The sequence below is a fragment of the uncultured Clostridium sp. genome, assembly GCF_937920395.1.
Classification (GTDB): domain Bacteria; phylum Bacillota; class Clostridia; order Clostridiales; family Clostridiaceae; genus Clostridium_AD.
The window spans coordinates 34,295-56,502 of the sequence record NZ_CALEVF010000038.1; the positions used below are offsets into that span (position 1 = coordinate 34,295).

The 22,208-nt window shown below is 29.7% G+C and carries 22 protein-coding genes; 20 read left to right on the forward strand and 2 right to left on the reverse strand.

Annotated elements, in window-relative coordinates:
• Positions 1-181 precede the first annotated feature (181 nt).
• The 17 genes from Q0649_RS03620 to Q0649_RS03700 all read left to right on the forward strand — a co-directional run bounded on the left by Q0649_RS03620 (position 182) and on the right by Q0649_RS03700 (position 15,107).
• Positions 182-682 (forward strand): DUF177 domain-containing protein, encoded by a 501-nt coding sequence (locus Q0649_RS03620; RefSeq protein ID WP_298837450.1) that lies wholly within the window; start codon positions 182-184, stop codon positions 680-682.
• Positions 683-694: 12 nt separating this feature from the next.
• Positions 695-880 (forward strand): 50S ribosomal protein L32, encoded by a 186-nt coding sequence (gene rpmF, locus Q0649_RS03625; RefSeq protein WP_071613246.1) that lies wholly within the window; start codon positions 695-697, stop codon positions 878-880.
• Positions 881-1,074: 194 nt separating this feature from the next.
• Positions 1,075-2,073 (forward strand): phosphate acyltransferase PlsX, encoded by a 999-nt coding sequence (plsX, locus tag Q0649_RS03630; RefSeq protein WP_298837461.1) that lies wholly within the window; start codon positions 1,075-1,077, stop codon positions 2,071-2,073.
• Positions 2,074-2,135: 62 nt separating this feature from the next.
• Positions 2,136-2,369 (forward strand): acyl carrier protein, encoded by a 234-nt coding sequence (acpP, locus tag Q0649_RS03635; RefSeq protein ID WP_298837601.1) that lies wholly within the window; start codon positions 2,136-2,138, stop codon positions 2,367-2,369.
• 58 nt (positions 2,370-2,427) lie between these two features.
• On the forward strand, positions 2,428-3,129 hold the full coding sequence (gene rnc, locus Q0649_RS03640; protein ID WP_298837464.1) for a ribonuclease III: 702 nt from the start codon (positions 2,428-2,430) through the stop codon (positions 3,127-3,129).
• On the forward strand, positions 3,122-4,213 hold the full coding sequence (locus Q0649_RS03645) for an elongator complex protein 3 (protein WP_298837467.1): 1,092 nt from the start codon (positions 3,122-3,124) through the stop codon (positions 4,211-4,213). Before rnc ends, Q0649_RS03645 begins: the two co-directional genes overlap by 8 nt.
• A gap of 242 nt (positions 4,214-4,455) precedes the next feature.
• Positions 4,456-8,010: a chromosome segregation protein SMC gene (gene smc, locus Q0649_RS03650; RefSeq protein WP_298837470.1), complete on the forward strand. Its 3,555-nt coding sequence runs from the start codon at positions 4,456-4,458 to the stop codon at positions 8,008-8,010.
• Positions 8,011-8,062: 52 nt separating this feature from the next.
• Complete coding sequence (ftsY, locus tag Q0649_RS03655) at positions 8,063-8,974, forward strand: signal recognition particle-docking protein FtsY (protein ID WP_298837473.1); 912 nt, start codon at positions 8,063-8,065, stop codon at positions 8,972-8,974.
• Positions 8,975-9,072: 98 nt separating this feature from the next.
• Positions 9,073-9,420 (forward strand): putative DNA-binding protein, encoded by a 348-nt coding sequence (locus Q0649_RS03660; RefSeq protein ID WP_298837479.1) that lies wholly within the window; start codon positions 9,073-9,075, stop codon positions 9,418-9,420.
• A 10-nt stretch (positions 9,421-9,430) separates the two neighbouring features.
• Complete coding sequence (gene ffh / locus Q0649_RS03665; protein WP_298837482.1) at positions 9,431-10,780, forward strand: signal recognition particle protein; 1,350 nt, start codon at positions 9,431-9,433, stop codon at positions 10,778-10,780.
• Between the two features lie 48 nt (positions 10,781-10,828).
• Positions 10,829-11,071, forward strand: a complete 243-nt coding sequence (rpsP, locus tag Q0649_RS03670) for a 30S ribosomal protein S16 (RefSeq protein ID WP_298837484.1) — start codon at positions 10,829-10,831, stop codon at positions 11,069-11,071.
• Positions 11,072-11,105: 34 nt separating this feature from the next.
• Entirely contained in the window at positions 11,106-11,333 is a 228-nt protein-coding gene (locus Q0649_RS03675; RefSeq protein ID WP_298837489.1) for a KH domain-containing protein, read from the forward strand.
• Positions 11,334-11,407: 74 nt separating this feature from the next.
• Positions 11,408-11,902 carry a ribosome maturation factor RimM gene (gene rimM / locus Q0649_RS03680; protein WP_298837492.1) on the forward strand — a complete coding sequence of 165 codons (495 nt, stop codon included), beginning with the start codon at positions 11,408-11,410 and terminating at the stop codon, positions 11,900-11,902.
• Entirely contained in the window at positions 11,899-12,621 is a 723-nt protein-coding gene (gene trmD / locus Q0649_RS03685) for a tRNA (guanosine(37)-N1)-methyltransferase TrmD (RefSeq protein ID WP_298837604.1), read from the forward strand. The genes rimM and trmD overlap by 4 nt, the downstream gene beginning before the upstream one ends.
• 167 nt (positions 12,622-12,788) lie before the next feature.
• Positions 12,789-13,136 carry a 50S ribosomal protein L19 gene (rplS, locus tag Q0649_RS03690; RefSeq protein ID WP_298837605.1) on the forward strand — a complete coding sequence of 116 codons (348 nt, stop codon included), beginning with the start codon at positions 12,789-12,791 and terminating at the stop codon, positions 13,134-13,136.
• Positions 13,137-13,304: 168 nt separating this feature from the next.
• The gene (gene ylqF, locus Q0649_RS03695) at positions 13,305-14,156 is read left to right on the forward strand and encodes a ribosome biogenesis GTPase YlqF (RefSeq protein ID WP_298837608.1); all 852 of its coding nucleotides are present in this window, start codon (positions 13,305-13,307) and stop codon (positions 14,154-14,156) included.
• A 132-nt stretch (positions 14,157-14,288) separates the two neighbouring features.
• Complete coding sequence (locus Q0649_RS03700) at positions 14,289-15,107, forward strand: ribonuclease HII (protein ID WP_298837495.1); 819 nt, start codon at positions 14,289-14,291, stop codon at positions 15,105-15,107.
• A gap of 76 nt (positions 15,108-15,183) precedes the next feature.
• Here Q0649_RS03700 and Q0649_RS03705 read toward each other — a convergent pair whose 3' ends face one another.
• Both Q0649_RS03705 and gltS read right to left on the reverse strand, forming a co-directional pair.
• Positions 15,184-15,552 (reverse strand): YraN family protein, encoded by a 369-nt coding sequence (locus Q0649_RS03705; protein ID WP_298837498.1) that lies wholly within the window; start codon positions 15,550-15,552, stop codon positions 15,184-15,186.
• A gap of 91 nt (positions 15,553-15,643) precedes the next feature.
• Entirely contained in the window at positions 15,644-16,861 is a 1,218-nt protein-coding gene (gltS, locus tag Q0649_RS03710) for a sodium/glutamate symporter (protein WP_298837501.1), read from the reverse strand.
• A 347-nt stretch (positions 16,862-17,208) separates the two neighbouring features.
• On the opposite strand from gltS, the gene Q0649_RS03715 reads away from it, so the two are divergent.
• From Q0649_RS03715 to topA, 3 genes are all read left to right on the forward strand, one after another.
• The gene (locus Q0649_RS03715; protein ID WP_298837504.1) at positions 17,209-18,732 is read left to right on the forward strand and encodes a YifB family Mg chelatase-like AAA ATPase; all 1,524 of its coding nucleotides are present in this window, start codon (positions 17,209-17,211) and stop codon (positions 18,730-18,732) included.
• 96 nt (positions 18,733-18,828) lie between these two features.
• Positions 18,829-19,911, forward strand: a complete 1,083-nt coding sequence (dprA, locus tag Q0649_RS03720) for a DNA-processing protein DprA (RefSeq protein WP_298837506.1) — start codon at positions 18,829-18,831, stop codon at positions 19,909-19,911.
• Positions 19,912-19,958: 47 nt separating this feature from the next.
• Positions 19,959-22,076: a type I DNA topoisomerase gene (gene topA / locus Q0649_RS03725; protein WP_298837509.1), complete on the forward strand. Its 2,118-nt coding sequence runs from the start codon at positions 19,959-19,961 to the stop codon at positions 22,074-22,076.
• Positions 22,077-22,208: the final 132 nt, after the last annotated feature.

Consider the following 22,208-nt stretch of genomic DNA (forward strand, 5'->3'; position numbering starts at 1 on the left):
ATTCTTGACTTTTTATTGTATTGTTTATATAATAGACTGTGTTTGATGTAAGTAAAAAACAATTTAGTTAGGAGGGACGCAGAAGCTTTGCTCGAGCTGTATAATTTTTTTATACAAGATATAGAGATTTTTCTTTATATGAGAAAAATTAATTAATAGTTAGTTTTTCAGAGTGGATAGTATGGTAATAGACGTTTCAGAATTATTTAGTAATAAAAGAGCAAGAAAAGAAATTGATTTAGATTTAGAAAAAGCTAAGTTTTGCTATGATAATGAATTTATACAATTTTCTAAACCAGTTAAAATGCATTTGACTTTAAAATCTAATGATGATGATATTGATTTAACTGGAAGTATTGATACAGAACTATTACTTGCTTGTTCTAGGTGTCTTGAGACCTTTTCTTATTTAATACATATTGAATTAAATGAAAGATTGTCGAAAACTCTAAAGAGTGAAGATGAGGATATTATTTTTATTGAAGATGATAGATTAGATTTAAATGAGATTGTGGAAAATAATATCATTTCTATTCTGCCTATAAAAAGACTTTGTAATAAAGATTGTAAAGGCTTATGCCATCAGTGTGGAATCAATTTAAATCATAATACATGTAATTGTATTATTGAGGATATTGATCCAAGGTTGGCAAAATTAAAAAATTTGTTTTCAACTGATTAAGGAGGTGTTACAATGGGAAATCCTGCTAGAAAATTTTCTAAAGGTAGAAGAGATTCTCGAAGAGCGCAAACATTTAAACTTGGTTTACCAGGAATAGTTGAATGTCCTCAATGCCACGATATGAAGCTTGCTCACAGAGTATGTAAAAACTGTGGATATTACAAAAATAGAGAAGTAGTTTCAATGGAACAAAAATAAAAAAGAAAGTCGAAAGACTTTCTTTTTTATTTTTAAAGGTAAATATAATTATATTTGTATTTTAGCATTGCTAATACTATAGATATTTAAATAATATGGTATATAATATAAGTAAATAAATAAATAACCAATAAACAAATAAATAGATATTTATTTGTTTGTTTATTTTGGAACATTCAAAGTGAGGGCTTAAAATGGTAGTTGTTGTAGATGGAATGGGTGGAGATTTTTCACCAAATGTTGTGGTTGAAGGTTGTATTGCAGCTATAAAAGAATACGATATAAATATATTAATAACTGGCCGTGAAGATTTAATAAGTGAAGAGTTAAAGAAACACACCTATGATACTAATAAAATAAAAGTTATTAATGCTACCGAAGTTATTAATACAAATGAGCATCCGGTAATGGCTCTTAAGCGTAAAAAGGATTCTAGTTTGGTAAAGGCATTAAATCTTGTAAAAAATGGAGAGGCGGATGCGGTTATTTCAGCTGGAAGTACAGGTGCATTTTTGGCTGGCTGTACACTTATAGTTGGAAGAATAAAAGGGATAGATAGACCAGCTTTAGCACCAATAATTCCTGGTAAAACAATGCCTTTTATGATTATTGATTGTGGAGCAAATGCAGAATGCAAGCCTAATTATTTATTGCAATTTGGACTTATGGGAAAAATATATTTTGAAAATATTTTAAATGTAGTTAATCCATCAGTAGGTCTTGTAAATATAGGTAGTGAAGAAGAAAAGGGTAATGAACTTTCTAAAGCAACTTTTAAGTTATTGAAGGAATCTAACTTAAATTTTGTAGGAAATGTGGAAGCTAGAGAAATTCCAACTGGCGACGTTAATATTATAGTTTGTGATGGGTTCACTGGAAATGTAATACTTAAATTATATGAGGGTACAGTTGCTACTATATTTGATTTACTAAAAACAAGTATAATGTCATCATTTAGAACTAAGATCGGTGGTTTGTTATTAAAACCAGTTTTTAAGAAGTTTAAAAAGGATTTTGATTATAAAGAATATGGTGGAGCAGCGTTTCTTGGAGTAAATGGTATTTGTATAAAAGCTCATGGAAGTTCAGATGCAAAAGCTTTTAAAAATGCAATTAAACAGGCAACAATATTTTATGAAAACAAAGTTGTTGACAAATTAAAACTAGAAATTGAAAAGCTTTCAGATAAGTAAAAAATATAAATTGAGTTATTAATGGTTATTATGTAGTCTATAAAAATACAAGGAGGTGAAAGATTATGTTTGAAGAAATTAGAGCGTGTATATCATCACAATTAAATATAGATGATGAAGAAATAAAAATGGAATCATCATTTATGAATGATTTAGGTGCAGATTCACTTGATATTGTAGAATTAATTATGGAACTTGAGGAAAAGTATGATATAGAAATTCCAGATGAAGATGTTGAAAAAATTGCCACTGTTGGAGATATAGTAGAATATATTAAAGCTCATTCAGAAGAATAAATAATAAAAAGTTAAGGATAAAATTCCTAAAATAAACTTCCGAAAAGGAGTAATAATTATGAAAAATGATATACAATTACAGGAACTTGAAAAGAAACTGAAATTAAATTTTACTGATAAGGATTTATTAAAAACCGCAATTACCCATAGTTCTTTTGCAAATCAGAAAAAGAAGGTTGAATTTAATGAAAGACTTGAGTTCTTAGGAGATTCTGTATTACAACTTATAATATCAGAACATTTATATAGTCGCTTTACGCAGAAACCTGAAGGCTATTTAACTAAAATTAGGTCGTTAATAGTGTGCGAAAATTCGCTTTGTGATATAGCTAATGCTTGGGAACTTGGAATATATATGAACATGAGTAAAGGTGAAGAAATTACTGGCGGTAGAAATAGAGTGTCGATACTTGCAGATTGTGTTGAAGCAGTGCTTGCTGCTATATATTTAGATAAGGGAATAGAGTATTCTAAGGTATTTATACTTAATAACTTTAAAACAACTATTGAGAAAGCAATTAATAATGAGATAATTTTAGATTATAAGACAAAACTTCAAGAAATATTTCAGCAAAATGGAGAAGTGAATATTCGTTATGAACTTGTAAAATTTGAAGGTCCACCACATAGAAGAAAGTTTTTTGTTAATATTTTAATAAACGATTGTGTAAAAGGTTCAGGGCAAGGGTTTAGTAAAAAAGAAGCAGAACAAAATGCAGCTAAAGAAGTTATGTTAAACAAGGATGATGTACATGAGTGATTTGCATTACATTATTCCTATTTTCGTTCCACATGAAGGGTGTCCACATGAGTGTGTGTTTTGTAATCAAGATAGTATAACAGGTACAAAATCAAAAGTTGATGCAATGTATGTGGAAAAAACAATAAATGAATATCTTGAAACAATAAAGAATGATGATGCTATCATTGAAGTATCTTTTTTTGGCGGGACATTTACAGCTATAAAAATAGAGAAACAAATAGAATTATTGACTGTTGCTAAAAAGTTTAAAGATAATAATAAAATAAAATTTATTAGGTTATCTACAAGGCCAGATTATATCGATGATAATATATTAAAGAATTTAAAAAAATACTCTGTAGATATTATAGAACTTGGGGTACAATCTATGGATGAAGAAGTTCTGCTGAAATCTGGAAGAGGGCATACTGCGACAGATGTAGAAAATGCATCTAAACTTATAAAGCAGTATGGTTTTGTTTTAGGACATCAAATAATGATAGGTCTTCCTGGAGATAACATAACTAAAGATATTGAAACAACTAAAAGAGTGGTTGCTCTTAAACCAGATATTTGCCGTATTTATCCGGCTCTTGTAATTAAAAATACTGAAATGGAAAGAATGTATATACAACATAAATTTAAACCTTATTCATTAAGTGAAGCGGTAAATATAAGTAAGATTATTTATATTATGTTGTCCCAAAATCAAATAAATGTTATAAGGATAGGATTACAACCTACAATAGAGATATCAGAGGGTCATGATCTTGTTTGCGGACCATTTCATCCTGCATTTAGAGAACTAGTTGAGGGAAGTATATATAGCGATTTAATATATGATGTTATCATGAATAGCTTTAATAAAGAACTTAGTTATAATAGAGTTTTAATAAAAATCAATCCAAAAGATATTTCTAAGCTTTATGCTAATGGAAAAATTTATTTTAATGAACTGAAAAATAGATTAAAAAGAACTTCCCTAGATATATCTCAAGATATTACAGTTAAACGTGGAAGCATTAGTATAAGAACAGAAGAAAAGTGTATTATTATGACTATATATGAGTACTTGTCAATAAAGTATAAAAAAGGATTCTAATTAGTGTATAAAATATAATTTCAATTCTTATAAGTTGAATAAAGTATACATTACATTGAATAAATTTATAGTAATGTATTCTTTTTTTATATTAAAAAAGTTGAAAAATTCTAATATGAGGTGAAGTATGAAAAAAGCGAAAAGAGATAAATATACAAAGGTAATTATTTACGGTATTGTTTTCATTTTTACAATAGGTTTTGTATTGCCAATGTTATTTAGGTAAAATAGGAGAGTGGTTCATGTTCTTAAAATCTATCGAAATAAGAGGATTTAAATCCTTTGCGGATAAGACGGAGTTAACGTTTGAAAAAGGGATTACAGCAGTAGTAGGTCCTAATGGAAGTGGGAAAAGTAATATTTCAGATGCGGTAAGATGGGTTCTTGGAGAACAAAGCGTACGAAGCCTAAGAGGCGACAAAATGGAAGACGTTATATTTGCAGGCACACAGTTTAGAAAGCCTGTGGGGCTTGCTCAGGTGTCATTAACACTTGATAACAGCGATTCTGAATTGGACATTGATTATTCTAATGTAACTATATCGAGAAGGTTATATCGCTCAGGAGAAAGTGAATATTTAATAAATAATACATCTTGTAGATTAAAAGATGTTCAACAACTTTTTATGGATACAGGTATAGGAAAAGAAGGATATTCAATTATTGGCCAAGGTAAAATTGACGCTATTTTAAGTGGTAAAACTGAGGAAAGAAGAAAATTATTTGAGGAAGCTGCAGGAATCGTAAAATATAAAACAAGAAAAGAAGAGGCAGAAAAAAGATTAGATAGTACTGATCAAAATTTAATTAGAATAAGTGATATCTTAAGTACTTATGAAGAACGATTAGAACCACTAATGAATGAAAGTGATAAGGCGAAAAGGTTTTTAAAGCTTTTTGAAGAATTGAAAAGTAAAGAAGTTAGCATAATTATTGATTCTATTACTAAAGTGGAAGAAAGAATCAAAGGATTACATGAGGAATTAGATAAATTGCAGGTAGAAGTTGTAAAAACAACAGAAGAAAAAACATCTTTTAAGAAAGGTGTTGAAAGTTTAAATGAAGAATTTGAAAAATTTGAAAATAAAAGCCAAGTCGAGAAACAATTATTTTATGATAATAAGATAGTATATCAAAATAACATTTCACAAATAAATATTCTTCATGAGAGAATAGAAAATTTAGAAAAGGTTATTGATAAAACAACAAACGAGAGAAGTGTAGCTCATAAAAATTTGTTAGTTTTAAAAAACAATAACATAAAAGCTGAGGACTTATTAAATAATATAAAAAATACTCAGACAGAAATCGATGAAGAAATAAAATTAGAAGAAATGAAAATAAAAAATATTCAGGGAAATATAGAAATTGAAAGTAATGAAATTAAATCTCTTAAGGAAGTAAAACAAAACAGCATAAACAAAAACATGGTATCTAACAATAGTTTATTAATCTTAAATAATAACATAGATATATCTAAAAACAGGATAATTATGTTGAAAAAGACTATTGAGGATCTTGAAAATTTAATAAAGATAAATGTTACTAAAAAAATAACCATTGAAAGTGAATTGGAAGAAGCAAGGCAAAAGATAAAACAATCTCAAAGTCAATTTGATAAAAATAAAACCGAGATTAATAAACTTCAAAATATTTTATCTATAGATGAAAAAGATATGAAAAATTGTGCTTTTAAAATTAACAAAGCGGAAGCTAATTTTAATGTACTTACAATACTCGAGAAAAAACATGAAGGTTATAATAAATCGGTAAAGAACCTAATGCAAAATGTTAATGAAGGCAAAGTAGGTAATATTCATGAATGTTTTGTTCTTGGTGAAATTATAAAGGTTGAAAAGTATTTAGAAGTTGCTTTAGAAATTGCTTTGGGGGGGACTATATCACATATAATAACCAAAGATGAGAATGTGGCAAGGACGTTGATTAATTATTTAAAAGCAAATAAACTTGGACGTGCAACATTTTTACCTTTAAACATTATTAAGGGCAGAAAGATCACCATTGATAATGAAACTAAAAGTAATCCAGGATTTGTCGGAATAGCAAGTGAACTTATAGGTTATAATGAAAAATTTAGTGAGGTTATGGCATTTGTTTTAGGTAGAACAATCATTTGTAAAGATATGGATTCAGCTTTAAATATATCAAAATATAATAATCATAGAATTAAAATTGTTACGTTATCAGGTGAGGTTATAAACGTTGGTGGATCTCTAACAGGTGGAAGTGTATATTCCAAAACATCAAGTATAATTGGAAGAAAAAGAGAAATTAAAGAATTAGATAAAGACTTATCAACCCTAAAAAAGGAAAATGTTGTTTACTTCGAGAAAATTAAACAAGGTAAAACTGAAACCCTAAGATTTGACAATGAAAATTTGAAAATAAGGGAAGAGATTCACTTTGAAAACATTGAGGTAGCAAAAAAAGAAGCTAAAATAAACTCAATACTAGATGATACAAATAGATTGAAGAGTAACAGCAAAAAATCAAATATTGAAAAATCTTTAGAAGAGAGTAAACTTAAACAAGATTATATAGAAATTGAAGAGAAAAATATGTTAGTTACTAATTTTACACATGCAAAAGACGAAATAGAGGAAAATTTAAATAAAATTGAATTTAAATTAAAAGACAAATTACAAGAAATTGACAATATAAAAGACTCGATTACAGGAGCTAAGATAAAAAAAGCTCAAATCAATGAGTCAATACTTAACAAAGATTCTGAAATTAAAAGATTGAATGTAGACATATTATCTCAAAGTGAAAAAGTAATTATATATTCTAAGGAAATAGAAGAAGCCATAAAAAATAAGGAAACAAGTATATCTTCAATTCAAAGTGTAGAAGAAAAGGCAAATGAAATAATGATTACCATAGAAGAAATGAAAAAAAACTTTGAGGATTATGAGATTCAAAGGATTAAGATTAAAGATAATATAAAAATAAAAGTGGGTCAGTTTGATAATGTTACGATGATCCTTGAAAAAACAGAAAAAAGTTTATATAAGTGTCAATTAGCTCTAGCAAAAGTTAGTATGGAAAAGGATAATTACTACAAGAAATTGAATGAAGACTTTGAACTAACATATGCGGAGGCGCTAATATTTAAAAGAGAAATTGATGATATCGGTAAGCTTAAAAATGAAATAGCAGCATTGAAAGAGGCTATAACACTTCTTGGTAAAATAAATGTAAGTGCTATTGAAGAGTATAAAGAGGTAAAAGATAAATATACATTTATGAATGGTCAAAAGGAAGACTTAGTATCAGCTAAAAATGAACTATTGACTGTAATAAGTGGAATGACTGAAAAAATGAAAAAAATATTTGCAGAAAATTTTATTATATTAAGGCAAAATTTTAATGAAACATTTATGGAATTATTTAAAGGCGGTAGTGCAGATTTAATACTTACAGAGGGTGATGAACTTACAGCAAAAATCGATATAAACGTACAGCCACCAGGGAAAAAGCTTCAAAATATAAGTCTAATGTCTGGTGGAGAAAAAGTTTTATCTGCGATTGCATTATTATTCGCAATACTCAAGATGAAGCCAACACCATTTTGTATTTTGGATGAAATAGAGGCAGCTCTTGACGATGCAAACGTTGTTAGATATGCAGAATTTTTAAAGAGATTTTCTGATAATGTTCAATTCATTATAATAACCCATAGGAAAGGAACTATGGAGGCTGGGGATGTATTATATGGTGTTACTATGGAAGAGAAGGGTGTGTCAAAAATAGTATCTATTGATTTAAAAAAATAGAGATTTATAATAACCGTTTTGTGCATCAAAGTAGAAACAAGGAGGATTTGAAATGTTTGGAGGATTTTTCAATAAATTAAAAGATGGATTAGCAAAGACTAGAAATAGTATAACGGAAAAAGTTAGTGAAGCATTAAACTTAGCAATTACAATTGATGATGAATTGTATGAAGAACTAGAGGAAATATTAATTACCTCGGATATTGGAGTTGACACTTCTGTTTTTATAATTGAAAAACTTAGAAAAAGAGTCAAGGAATTAAAAATAAAAGATCCATCAGAGATTATACCCTGTTTAAAAGAAGTTTTAATGGATATATTAGGGGAAGAGGAAGATCAAACAAAGAGTGTACAGTTACCCAAGGTAATTTTGGTAATAGGAGTTAATGGAGTAGGTAAAACAACATCTATCGGCAAAATGGCATCATCATTAAAAACTAAAAAGTATAAAGTACTTATTGCTGCAGCAGATACATTCAGAGCAGCAGCAATTGATCAGTTAGAAATTTGGAGTAGTAGAGCAGATGTTCCATTAATAAAACACCAAGAAGGTTCTGACCCTGCAGCTGTAGTTTTTGATGCTGTTCAAGCTGCTAAAGCAAGAAAAGTGGATATACTAATTTGTGATACGGCAGGTAGACTTCATAATAAAAAAAATCTTATGGATGAATTAGCAAAAATAAATAGAGTTATTATGAGGGAGTATAGCGAGGCTCATATGGAAACACTATTAGTCATTGATGCAACTACGGGGCAAAATGGGATTCAACAGGCTAAACAATTTATGGAAATATGCCCGATTGATGGAATAATATTAACTAAATTAGATGGTACTGCCAAAGGTGGTGTTGTAATATCAATTAAGGACCAACTTAATATACCTGTTAAATACATAGGCGTTGGTGAGGGAATTGATGATTTACAAGAGTTTAATTCAAAAGATTTTGTAGAGGCGTTGTTTTAAAAACAACGTAAAAAATATAAAAATAGTGCCTGTTAAGTAAAACTACTTGACACCACATTAAAACTCTGATATTATATGATTTGTGAGTCGGTGATGAAATGGAAAAAAGATTTGAAATTTCACTATTATTAGATTTTTATGGAGTATTGCTTACACAAAAACAACGAACCATAATGGATTTGTATTTTAATAATGATTTGTCTTTGTCTGAAATAGCAGAAATAAATAATACGAGTAGGCAAGCTATTCATGATACTATAAAAAGATCTGATAACGCGCTTTTAGTATATGAAGAAAAATTAAAATTATTAAACAAAGACCTTGAATTAAAAAAGATATTTGAAAATATTATATTGGAATTAGATGAATTACAAATTAATATAAAAGATAAAAAAATGAATCAGCTTATATGTGATATAAAAACACAGATTATCGAGAATGTTTAGGAGGTTTATTATGGCTTTTGAAGGGTTATCTTCTAAGTTACAAGATACCATAAGAAAATTAAAGGGTAAGGGTAAGCTTTCTGAAAAAGATATTAAAGATGCTATGAGAGAAGTAAAATTAGCATTGTTAGAAGCTGACGTTAATTATAAAGTAGTTAAAGATTTTGTGAGAAATGTAAGCGAAAAGTGTTTAGGTAATGGAGTGTTACAAAGCTTAACACCTGGGCAACAGGTTATTAAAATTGTTAATGATGAGTTAACTAGTTTAATGGGTAATTCAGAAAGCAAGTTAGAGTTATCAACTAGTGGGTTAACAGTTATAATGCTTGTGGGGCTTCAAGGTGCTGGTAAAACCACAATGGGTGGTAAACTTGCCCTTTCGCTTAAAAGAAAAAACAAAAAACCTTTGTTAGTAGCTTGTGATGTATATAGACCAGCTGCAATAAAACAATTGCAAGTAGTAGGAAAACAAATTGAAGTTCCAGTATTTACAATGGGTGATAAAGTGAGCCCTGTAGATATAGCAAAAGCATCAATAGATTTTGCTCGTGAGAATGGTAATAATGTAGTTATATTAGATACTGCAGGAAGACTTCATATAGATGAAAACTTAATGGAAGAACTTCAAAATATGAAATTAAGTGCAAAACCAAATGAAATAATGTTAGTTGTAGATTCAATGACTGGTCAAGATGCAGTTAATGTAGCTGATAGTTTTAATTCGCAGTTAGATATAACGGGTGTCATTTTGACTAAATTAGATGGAGATACAAGAGGTGGAGCAGCACTATCCATTAAAGCAATAACTGGAAAGCCTATAAAATTTGTTGGTTCTGGTGAAAAAATGAATGACCTGGAAGTGTTTTATCCAGATAGAATGGCATCGAGAATACTTGGTATGGGAGATGTGCTTTCATTAATTGAAAAAGCACAGGATTCTTTTGATGAAAACGAAGCAAAGGAACTAGGAAATAGGATGTTATCTCAAGAATTTAACTTTGATGATTATTTGGCATCAATGCAGCAAATGAAAAAACTTGGACCACTTAATAAAATAGTTGAAATGATTCCAGGTTTAAATAAAAAAGAATTGCAGGGTGTAGACTTATCTCAAGGTGAAAAACAAATGGGAAAAAGTGAAGCCATAATAAGATCAATGACTGCATCAGAAAGAAAACATCCTAATTTGGTTAGTGGCTCTTCATCTAGAAAAAAAAGAATCGCTAATGGATCAGGGACTTTAGTCCAGCAGGTAAATAAAGTTTTAAAAGATTTTGAAATGATGAAAAAATTTATGAAACAAGCAAAAGGATTCCAAAAACCTGGTAAAAAAGGAATGTTTGGTAAAATGCCTTTTTAATATAATACTTGATAGATTACTAAAATTAGATTTAAGGAGGTGATATACGTGGCAGTTAAAATAAGATTAAAAAGAATGGGTGCTAAACATGCTCCATTTTACAGAGTTGTAGTTGCAGATTCAAGATCTCCAAGAGATGGTAAATTTATTGAAGAAATAGGATACTACAATCCAACAACAGAACCAACTACTATTAAAATAGATGTTGAAAAAGCAACTAAGTGGATGAAGAATGGTGCACAACCATCTGATACAGTTAAAAGGTTACTTAGCAAAATAGCAGTCAACTAGAAAAGTTTGTAAGTAATGAATGGAGGAGTTTTCCATGAAGCAGTTACTTGAAGTATTGGCAAAGTATTTAGTTGATAAACCAGAAATGGTAGTAGTAAACGAAGTATTACATGAGCATATGGTACTTTTAGAATTATCTGTAGCACATGAAGATATGGGGAAAGTTATTGGGAAACAGGGTAGGATAGCGAAAGCTATTCGTACTGTTGTCAAAGCTGCTGCTGTTAAAGAAAATAAAAAAGTGGTTGTTGAAATAAAGTAAGAGTTAGGTTCAGCCTAACTCTTATTTTATTTATAAAACAAACAAAGTAAATAATATTGGAAGGAGGATTTTAAATGAAAGAATTTATGAGCGTAGGTACAATAGGGAAAACACACGGATTAAAAGGTGAAGTTAAAGTTTTTTCGTTAACTGATAGTCTTGAAAGATTTAAAAAATTAAAAAATGTGTATATAGATGGTGAGATTCGAAAGGTTGAGGGTTGTAAACTTCAAGCAGATAAAGCAATACTTAAGATTGAAGGCATAGATACCATAGAACAAGCAGAAACATATAGAAACAAGTATCTGATGGTTAAACGAGAAGATGCAGTTAAGTTAACAGAAGGAAGCTACTATGTTGCTGATTTGCTTGATTGTAGTGTATTCGAAGAAGGATCAGAAGAAGAACTAGGTAAGGTATTTGATGTTCTTAATACACCAGGGAATGATGTATACTGGGTTAAAGGAAAAGAAGAATTACTTATTCCAGTACTTAAGAATATTGTAGTTAGCGTAGATATTAATAAACATATAATAATAATTAAACCAGTAAAAGAATGGCAAGAATGAAAATAGACATATTAACTTTATTTCCTGAAATGTTTGAAATATTTAATTATAGTATGATTGGAAAAGCAATAGATAAAAACATACTTAATATTACATCTCATAATATTCGCGATTACACGATTGACAAACATAGAAAAGTAGATGATTCTCCATATGGTGGTGGAGCTGGTATGGTGATGCAAGTTCAACCATTAGTTGACTCAATTAGAGATGTTAAATTAGCTAATAAAGGGAAAGTAATATTTTTAGGACCAAGAGGAATTACATTTACCCAAGATATTGCAAAAGAATTATGTAAGGAAAAAGAACTAATATTTGTATGTGGTCACTATGAGGGTATTGATGAGCGAACTTATGAGTATATAGATATGGAAATGTCCCTTGGAGATTTTGTTTTGACTGGTGGAGAAATGGCATGTATTCCTATTGTTGATAGCATTTGTAGGCTAATTCCGGGAGTATTATCTTGCGCGGAGAGTTATACAGAGGAATCTTTTTATGATGGTGTACTTGAGTACCCACATTATACAAGACCAGAATGTTTTGAAGAAAAAAAGGTCCCAGACGTTTTAATATCCGGACATCATGAAAATATAAGAAAATGGAGAAGGCTACAATCACTCCTAATCACCAGGGAAAAAAGGAAAGATTTATTTCAAAAACTTAAGCTTACGAAAGAAGATAAAAAATTATTAAGTGACAAACATAAAATAGAATAATGAATAGTTATTTGAAAATTAAATAGCTTGTTTATAAGAATAAAAGATGTTTTATGTTGATATATAACTATATTTATGATAAAATATAGTTTGTGCTAGTACGGGCGCTCCTCTGTCATAACATAATGATTACGAACGTCACAATAAAATTTTAGGAGGGAATGCACATGTTAGAAATTATAAGATCAATAGAAGCAGAGCAAATTAGAACTGATTTACCAGTATTTAATGTAGGTGATACTGTTAAGGTTCACATCAAAATCCGTGAAGGTAGCAAGGAGAGAATTCAAGTATTCGAAGGAACCGTTCTTAAAAGACAAAATGGCGGTTTAAGAGAAACTTTCACAGTAAGAAGAGTAGCATCTGGTGTTGGTGTTGAAAAAACATTCCCAGTTAATTCTCCAGTAATTGAAAAAATTGAAATTGTAAGATTAGGTAAAGTTAGAAGAGCTAAACTATTCTACTTAAGAGATAGAGTTGGTAAATCTGCTAAGGTTAAAGAAAGAATGAGATAGAATTGGGGGGGCTGAAAAGTCCCTTTTTACATTTAACTATAATGTAACATACATAAATGGGAAAGTTATTAATTAGTATTAAAAAATAAAACTCAATCTTTTGCACGGAAAAGTAGTTACAAGGCTTTATCCATTCAATCGAATAGGGAGGATTAGATAAATATGGCTATGACCATAAATTGGTTTCCAGGACATATGGCGAAAACTAGAAGACAAATTGGCGAGAGCTTAAAACTTGTTGATGCTGTAATAGAAATTAGAGATGCAAGGATAGTTAAATCGAGTGCAAATCCACAAATCGATGAAATATGTAAAGACAAACCTAGAGTTATTTTGTTAAATAAGAGTGATTTAGCAGAAGATAAGGTTACTAAACAATGGATTGAAAAACTTACAACTGATAATGTAAGGCCACTCGCTGTAAATTGTATTACAGGTCAAGGTTTAAAAAGTATAAAAATCACACTTGACGAGTTATTGAAACAAAAACATGATAGGCAAAGAAAAAAAGGTTTAGTTAATATAGTTACGAGAGTTATGGTAGTAGGAATACCTAATGTTGGCAAATCTTCTTTTATAAACAAACTAGGAAAAAATAACATTACTAAAACTGGCGATAGACCAGGAGTTACTAAAAGTAAGCAATGGGTAAGAACTACATTGGGAATAGAACTAATGGATACTCCAGGTGTGTTATGGCCTAGATTTGAAGATGAGACTGTTGGGCTTAATTTGGCATTTACAGGAGCTGTAAAAGATGAAGTTATAGATATAGAAGAATTAGCACTTAGATTAGTAGAAAGACTTCAGATTAATAATGCAGACAGATTAATTGAAAGATATAAACTTACAGAAATCATGGAAAATCCTTTAGATAACTTAGACAATATAGCTAAAAAGAGGGGAGCTGTGATTTCAGGGGGAAATATTGACTATAACAGAGTAGCAGTTATGCTTTTAGATGAATTTAGAGGTGGTAAATTAGGAGCAATATCTCTAGAGAGAGTAAAGGAAGATTAGGTTTATACATATAAGTTATTATATGCAAATATTGGTTAAAAGTATAAAGGTATCTTAAAAATATTGGCCAAGTGTTCTAATATTTTTAAGATGTTAAATTTAATGTTTTGATGGTTATAAAGGAGGAATAATATGAAGTTTAATGTTGATTTTTCAAGCATGAATTATAAAGAAGTAAAAGAATATGTTTTTAGTGTAGAAGATATTGAAAACGTTTTCAAAAAAGGTAAAAACGGAAGTATATTAGACAGACTTTTGCAAGATAAGAGAAAAACTGTTCAAAAACTAGGAACTAAAATGTCTAAAGTGCTAGCGCTAAAAGAAAAAGAAATTCAAAGAGTAAGGAAAATGTATGATTTTGATAGAAGTTTTGGTAACTTTAGATATGTTGCTGGGGTAGATGAGGTTGGTAGAGGCCCTTTAGCGGGTCCAATAGTTGCAGCTGCAGTGTTATTTGATTCAAAATCAGTTGAAGATAAGGACTTAATATTAAGAGCAAATGATTCTAAAAAATTGTCAATAGCTTGCAGAAAAGAACTTTCTCTTATTATTAAAGAAAGGGCATTAGCTTACGCTATTATCGCTATTGATAATAAGCAAATTGATGAAAAAGGAATTGCTTGGTGCAATAATCAAGTATTTTTAGAAGCATGTGCAGGGCTAACTATTAAACCCGATTTAGTTTTATCTGATGGATATAGAATAAAAAATTATCCTAATTTAAACGAATTTGTAATTAAAGGCGATACATTGAGCATAAGTATAGCTTGTGCTTCTATAATTGCAAAGGTATATAGAGATGAATTAATGGTGGAATATCATGAAAAATATCCGGATTATGGATTTGATAGAAATGTTGGGTATGGTACCCAGGGACATGTATTTGCGATAAAAAAGTTTGGAATTACTCCTATACATAGAAAAAGTTTTTTAACAAAAATCTTAGAATAAATTAATAAAAAATTTACAAATACACTTTGAAATTTAATAAGTGTATTTGTAAAATTTGTTTTAATTATATTAAAATTTATAATTGAAAAGCGTCTTCAATATGATTAACTAAAAAATCATTATTATCTCTATTTAATAATACTTCAATAACATCAAACCTAAAATTACTGTTTATAATATTTTTCTTTAAGATATAAACTTGAGCTGTTTTATAAATTTTATGCTGCTTATAAATAGTAACCGATTCTGCTGGTATTCCAAAATTTATACCATATCTTGTTTTTACCTCGATAAAGCAAATATAATCTTTAGATGCGGCTATTAGGTCAATTTCACCGCATTTGCATCTGAAGTTTTTCTCTATTATTCTGTAGTTTAAATTTTTCAAAAAGTTTTCTGCTATTTCTTCACCAAATTTTCCAATGTCTTTGTTAAAAGCTTTCATGAAAAAACCCTCCCTTAATAATTTATAATTTACAATAGCCTATTTTGAATAGGCTATAACTAAAGAAAAAACAAATGCATTTGAAAGTTGTTTATTGTGAGAGAAGATTCATAAACGTTGTAATGACACCTGCATTACAGAAATCTATAAATAAACTTCCGACCAAGGGTACAATAAAAAATGCCTTTTGAGAAATACCATATTTTGTTGTCATAGCTCCCATATTTGCCATTGCATTTGGCGTTGCACCCATACCAAATCCACAATTGCCAGAAACAATTACGGCTGAATCATAATCTCTTCCCATAACATTGAAGGTTATAAAATAGCAAAACAATCCTGTAAGAATTGTTTGAGCGAGTAACATTACTATTAGAGGCAACGCTAAAGCTGATAATTGCCATAACTTTAAGCCCATTAATGCCATAGTTAAGAATAAAGATAATGAAATTTCTCCTATAATATCAGATTCTTCTTCATGAACTTTATACGCATTTGTAGCATCAGCTATATTTCTCATAATTGCAGCTGCAAACATAGCTCCGATGTATGACGGGAAAGTCATACCTGTCTTTTCTAGAATTACTGATATAATTGTACCTATTCCCATTGCTAATAAAATTTCAGCAGCTGCACTCATAAAATTATCAGTACTTAGAAGCTTACTATTATGATTACTATTTTCTTCTGTTTTTATCATTTCATTTTGTGTATTTGAATTATTGATTTTCATAGGATACGAAAGATTGTTTTTTTCTATTAATCGCTTTCCTATAGGTCCACCAATAATACTTCCCATTACTAAACCAAATGTTGCGGATGCAAGAGCTACAGTACTTGCACCTATGGCACCCGCTTTTTCAAATATTGGACCAAAGGCACCGGCAGTTCCGTGCCCGCCAACCATAGGAACAGAAGCTGTAGAAAGGCCTATAAGGGGATTTAGACCAAATATTTTAGCAAGGGTGACACCTGTGATATCTTGAAGAACACATAGTATTACGGATATACCTAAAAATATTAAAACCCCTTTTCCACCTTTTTTTAGTAATTTAAGACTTGCAGTAAGTCCGATAGTTGTAAAGAAGACTGTCATAAATAATTTTTGAAGTGTTATATCCATATCAAAAATTAATATGTTACTCACCTTTAGTATTAAAGTAATTATTGCAAAGATTAATCCTCCAATCACCGGAGCGGGGATACAGTACTTATCCAAAAAAACCAGCTTATTTTTAATTTTTTGTCCTATGAATAGAACAACAACAGCAAGGGATGCTGCTTGAACCATGTCTAATTTTAAAGCCATTTTATTACCTCCTCGTATAATGTAATTGTAAGTATTGGTAATAAATAAGCCATAATAATTATTAATGTCATCACTAAAATCTTATTTAATGTTTTAAACTCACAACTAAAATTTAATTATAAAGACGCTTATTACTAATTGTAACAAATATAATCAGATTGCGAAAGTATAAAGAAGGGAAAATATACTTTCGATGTCTAATACTATTTGACTATGTGAATATGACTATGAATAATGAAAAGTTATAAACAATTAAAAAATAAATTTTAAGTAAGGTTATTTTATTTATAATTATGTCAATAATTATGTAATATGAAGTAGGAAATAATAAAGGTAAGGGTGATAATATGGCAATACAAATTATGTCAGCAGCGTTTACAGGAATTAAAGGTGTTATAGTTACTGTTGAAATTGATATAACGAGGGGACTACCGGCATTAAATATAGTTGGGCTTGCAGATATATCTGTTAAAGAATCAAAAGAACGAGTGCGTTCTGCAATACTAAATTCAGGATTTGATTTTCCAGTAAATAGAATAACTATAAATTTAGCACCGGCTGATTTAAGAAAAGAAGGATCACTATTTGATTTGCCAATAGCGATAGGCATTCTTCTTGCAACTAAACAAATAAATGTTAGTGATATTAATGATTATCTTTTTATTGGAGAATTATCATTGTCAGGTAAATTGAAGAAAGTACGTGGAGCCTTACCTGTAGTTATGGAAGGAATTGAAAACAAAATTGAAAAATTCATAGTGCCCACATATAATGCAAGAGAATGTAGTCTTGTTAAAGCTGCAAAGTTATTTCCTTTGGACAATTTAAAGCAAGTAGTAGATTTTTTAAACTATAAGGATTTAATGCCTTATGAACGAGGGAAAGATATAGAAATACTAATTAATGAAGAGTTAGACTACGCGGATGTTATGGGGCAGGAAAGTTCAAAACGTGCAATTGAAGTGGCCGCTGCTGGAGGACATAATTTGCTTATGTATGGTCCACCGGGCTCAGGTAAATCAATGATGGCTAAAAGAATTTCTAGTATACTACCATCTTTAAGTCAAGAGGAGTCACTTGAGGTTACAAAAATATATAGCGTTTCTGGTAAGCTTTGTGATAATGAAGGAATTGTTTTGCAACGTCCTTTTAGAAGTCCTCATCATACTATTTCACGGATTGCTTTAGTTGGCGGTGGAAATAAGATAATACCCGGGGAAATTTCTTTAGCTCACAAGGGGGTATTATTTTTAGATGAAATATTAGAATTTAAAAAGAATGTATTAGAGGTACTAAGGCAACCATTAGAGGAGAGGAAAATAACTATTTCAAGAGTTAATGGAACTATAGAATACCCATCGAATTTTATGTTTGTAAGCGCATTAAATCCATGTCCTTGCGGATACTATGGATCTTACGTGCGGCAATGTAGTTGTAGTGAATATGAAAGAAGAAGGTATTTGAGTAAGCTTAGTGGCCCATTATTAGATAGAATTGATATATTTACGGCAGTTAATTTTTTGCCTTATAATAAAATAATTAGTGGAAAAAGTAGTGAAAAATCTGATGTTATTAAAAAAAGGGTTGTAGAGGCAAGAAATATTCAAGAAAACCGTTTTAGTACCGAAGAAATAAACTGCAATGCAGAGATGAACCAAAAATTAATTAAAAAGTATTGCATTATAGATAAAAAGGCAAGTAAAATTCTTGAATTAATGTACAATAAATTTGCGCTTAGCACAAGAGCTTATTCTAGAATCATTAAAGTATCTAGAACTATAGCAGATCTAGATGGAAGCAAGGATATTTTAGATAAACATATAATTGAGGCGGTGCAATATAGAAAATTTATTGATGAGCAGATAGTTTAACAAATTTTGGTGGCCCAGAAAATGATTTAATTATTAATATAAATTGTTATAAAAAATAGTTGTTATAAAAAAATACAAAGGAGGTATAGCAAAAGGATGAATGACTACGATATATGGTTCTCTTTAGTTAAATTATCCCCCAAAATAAAATTGAAATTAATAAATGATTTCCATAATACGCAGCAAATATGGTATTATGGTGTACATAATAAAAAAACAGAATATTTTAATAATAATTTAATTAACGTCCTATCCTGTGCTTGGAGTGACAAAAAAATTGATAATGTAAGAAGAAATTTAGAAACTAATGAAATAAAATCGGTACAATACTACGAAGATGAGTATCCACAAAAATTAAAAAATTATGACGATGCGCCATATACATTATTTTATAAAGGAAATATAATGCCATTGAATGAAGGGTTTAACATTTCTGTAGTGGGATCTAGAAAGTATTCGAATTACGGTAAAGATGTTACTAAAATTATATGTTCAGATTTATGTGTAAATAAAGTTAATATTATTAGTGGCATGGCTAAGGGCATTGATACATTTGCTCATGTGAGTTGTCTTACAAATGAAGGATACACCTGTGCAGTTCTAGGTTCAGGACTGGATGTAGTATATCCTAAAGAAAACTCTAAAATGTTTAATGAAATAGTTAAAAAGGGTGCTGTTATTTCGGAATTCTTGCCAGGAACGCCTCCCTATGCTTATAATTTTCCACAAAGGAATAGAATTATAAGTGCTCTTGGTGACATTATAATTGTAATAGAGGCTGGTGAGAAAAGTGGTTCTTTAATTACTGCAAATTTAGCGCTTGAGCAAGGTAAAGATGTCATGGCTGTGCCAGGGTCTATATTTTCATTTGAAAGTAAAGGAACAAATAAGTTAATTAAAGATGGAGCATTCCCGCTTACATCTAGTAATGACATATATAATTTACTAGGAATAGAGATTAAAAAAGAAAAAAGCGTCACTGCAAAATCTTTAAATAGTAAAATTAATGAAAAAATATATAGCATTATAAGCGATAGCCCGTTACACATTAATGACATTATTAGAATAACTAGCATTGACATAAAACAATTATATGAGGTATTATTTGAAATGCAGATTAAAAATGAAATATTATGTCTAGCAGGAAACTATTATGTAAGAGTAAACGACAAAATATAAGTAAATATAAGTTGATTATATTAGAATACATTGATGGAGGGGATAAGATGGGACAAAAACTTGTTATAGTTGAGTCACCTGCAAAAGCTAAAACGATAAAGAAGTATTTAGGTAGTAGCTATGTGGTGGAAGCGTCTATGGGACATGTTAGAGATTTGCCTAAAAGCCAATTAGGTGTTGATATCGACAATAATTATGAACCTAAATATATAACTATCCGTGGTAAAGGTGAACTTTTATCTAAACTAAGAAAAGCAGCTAAAAAAAGCGATAAAATATATTTGGCAACAGATCCTGATAGAGAAGGCGAAGCTATTGCATGGCATTTAGCGAAAGCATTGAAAATAGACGAAAAAGATAAGTGCAGGATAGAATTTAATGAGATAACAAAAACGGCTGTTAAAAACGCTATAAAATCTCCAAGAGTAATAAATGCAACACTTGTGGATGCTCAACAGGCAAGGCGTATACTTGATAGACTAGTTGGATATGAGATTAGTCCTATACTTTGGAGAAAAGTTAAATGGGGATTAAGTGCAGGAAGGGTTCAATCAGTTACTCTTAAAATAATTTGTGATAGGCAAAAGGAAATAGAAAAATTTATAACTAAAGAGTATTGGACTATAGAATGTGAGTTGTATAAAAAAGGAGATTCTCAGAAATTAAATGTTAAATTAACTTCAAAGGGTGGAGAGAAGTTTGAAATAAATTCTAAGGAAGAAAGTGAAAAGGTTATTAATAACCTTAAAGAAAAAGAATTTATTGTGAGTAAAATAAAGAAATCATCTAAAATTAAGAATCCATTACCACCATTCATAACAAGTACACTTCAACAAGATGGTTATAGAAAACTTAACTTTGCAACCAAAAGAACTATGTCTATTGCTCAACAACTATATGAAGGTATGGAAATAGAGGGACATGGAACGGTAGGTTTAATTACATATATGAGGACTGATTCCACAAGAATTGCACAGGAAGCTCAAGAAAGTGCAAAAGACTTTATTTGCAGTAAATATGGTGAAAAATACTATCCAAGTACACCAAGAATATTTAAAAGTAAAAAAAATATACAAGATGGTCATGAAGCTATTAGACCTTCCAATATTGAAATAACGCCAGAAGTTGCAAAGAAAACACTTAAAGCACCACAATACAAATTATATACATTGATTTGGAATAGATTTGTAGCAAGTCAAATGGAAACATGTTTACTTGACACTGTATCTATAGATATACAAAATGGAGAGTATAGTCTTAAAGCATCTGGATCTAAAGTAGCATTTGATGGATTTAGGAAAATTTATGGTGAAGATTTAGAAGGGGACGAAAACACTTTAAAGTTTCCAGAACTTAATAAAGAAGATATTTTGTATAGTGAAAATACTGAGGGAAAACAACATTTCACCTTGCCACCCGCTAAATTTTCTGAAGCATCTCTTGTAAAAACATTAGAGGAAAATGGTATTGGGAGACCTAGTACCTATGCACCAATTATTTCCACACTTCTTAACAGAAGATATGTAGAAAAAGATAATAAAGCTTTAGAGGTTACAGAGCTTGGGAATATTGTAAATGATATAGTAAGTGAATACTTCAAACAAATAGTAGATATAGAATTTACAGCACAAATGGAGAATAATTTAGATTATATAGAAGAAGGACAAGAAAAATGGCAAAACATAGTTAATAACTTTTTTACACCGCTTAAAGAAGATATTGAAATAGCAGAGAAAGAAATAGCTAAAATTACAATTGAAGATGAAGTTACAGAGGTAGAATGTGATAAATGTGGAAAGTTTATGGTAATAAAACATGGAAGATTTGGCGATTTTTTAGCATGTCCAGGTTATCCAGAATGTAAAAACACAAAAGCAATTACTAAGGAACTAGATGTCCCTTGTCCTAAGTGCGGTGGAACAATTTTAGAAAGAAGAAGTAAAAAAGGAACTAAATTTTTTGGCTGCAGTAATTATCCTAAGTGTGATTTTGTAAGTTGGCATGAACCAACTGATATAAAATGTTCTGAGTGTGGTACATATATGGTAAAAAGGTACAGTAAAACTAAAAGTGATTATATGGAATGTTCAAATGCAGAATGTAAACATAAGGAATATAAAGAGGAAGAAAACATTGAAGAAAATAGTGAAGAAAAGAAAAATTAGGATAACAAAGTAAAGAAAAAAATATTGGATAAAAAAAATGTCGAAATATATATTAATACTGTTGATATAGAATGAATGTTGTGATATCATTATAAACGAAACGATTCTAAAAATTTAAAATATTTTGAATTA

Bases quoted from the DNA above. Each gene is read 5' to 3' on its own strand.
- Q0649_RS03620 (WP_298837450.1), top strand. From the start codon at position 182: ATGGTAATAGACGTTTCAGAATTATTTAGTAATAAAAGAGCAAGAAAA.
- rpmF (WP_071613246.1), top strand. From the start codon at position 695: ATGGGAAATCCTGCTAGAAAATTTTCTAAAGGTAGAAGAGATTCTCGA.
- plsX (WP_298837461.1), top strand. From the start codon at position 1,075: ATGGTAGTTGTTGTAGATGGAATGGGTGGAGATTTTTCACCAAATGTT.
- rnc (WP_298837464.1), top strand. From the start codon at position 2,428: ATGAAAAATGATATACAATTACAGGAACTTGAAAAGAAACTGAAATTA.
- Q0649_RS03645 (WP_298837467.1), top strand. From the start codon at position 3,122: ATGAGTGATTTGCATTACATTATTCCTATTTTCGTTCCACATGAAGGG.
- smc (WP_298837470.1), top strand. From the start codon at position 4,456: ATGTTCTTAAAATCTATCGAAATAAGAGGATTTAAATCCTTTGCGGAT.
- ftsY (WP_298837473.1), top strand. From the start codon at position 8,063: ATGTTTGGAGGATTTTTCAATAAATTAAAAGATGGATTAGCAAAGACT.
- Q0649_RS03660 (WP_298837479.1), top strand. From the start codon at position 9,073: ATGGAAAAAAGATTTGAAATTTCACTATTATTAGATTTTTATGGAGTA.
- ffh (WP_298837482.1), top strand. From the start codon at position 9,431: ATGGCTTTTGAAGGGTTATCTTCTAAGTTACAAGATACCATAAGAAAA.
- Q0649_RS03675 (WP_298837489.1), top strand. From the start codon at position 11,106: ATGAAGCAGTTACTTGAAGTATTGGCAAAGTATTTAGTTGATAAACCA.
- rimM (WP_298837492.1), top strand. From the start codon at position 11,408: ATGAAAGAATTTATGAGCGTAGGTACAATAGGGAAAACACACGGATTA.
- trmD (WP_298837604.1), top strand. From the start codon at position 11,899: ATGAAAATAGACATATTAACTTTATTTCCTGAAATGTTTGAAATATTT.
- rplS (WP_298837605.1), top strand. From the start codon at position 12,789: ATGTTAGAAATTATAAGATCAATAGAAGCAGAGCAAATTAGAACTGAT.
- ylqF (WP_298837608.1), top strand. From the start codon at position 13,305: ATGACCATAAATTGGTTTCCAGGACATATGGCGAAAACTAGAAGACAA.
- Q0649_RS03700 (WP_298837495.1), top strand. From the start codon at position 14,289: ATGAAGTTTAATGTTGATTTTTCAAGCATGAATTATAAAGAAGTAAAA.
- Q0649_RS03705 (WP_298837498.1), bottom strand. From the start codon at position 15,552: ATGAAAGCTTTTAACAAAGACATTGGAAAATTTGGTGAAGAAATAGCA.
- gltS (WP_298837501.1), bottom strand. From the start codon at position 16,861: ATGGCTTTAAAATTAGACATGGTTCAAGCAGCATCCCTTGCTGTTGTT.
- Q0649_RS03715 (WP_298837504.1), top strand. From the start codon at position 17,209: ATGGCAATACAAATTATGTCAGCAGCGTTTACAGGAATTAAAGGTGTT.
- dprA (WP_298837506.1), top strand. From the start codon at position 18,829: ATGAATGACTACGATATATGGTTCTCTTTAGTTAAATTATCCCCCAAA.
- topA (WP_298837509.1), top strand. From the start codon at position 19,959: ATGGGACAAAAACTTGTTATAGTTGAGTCACCTGCAAAAGCTAAAACG.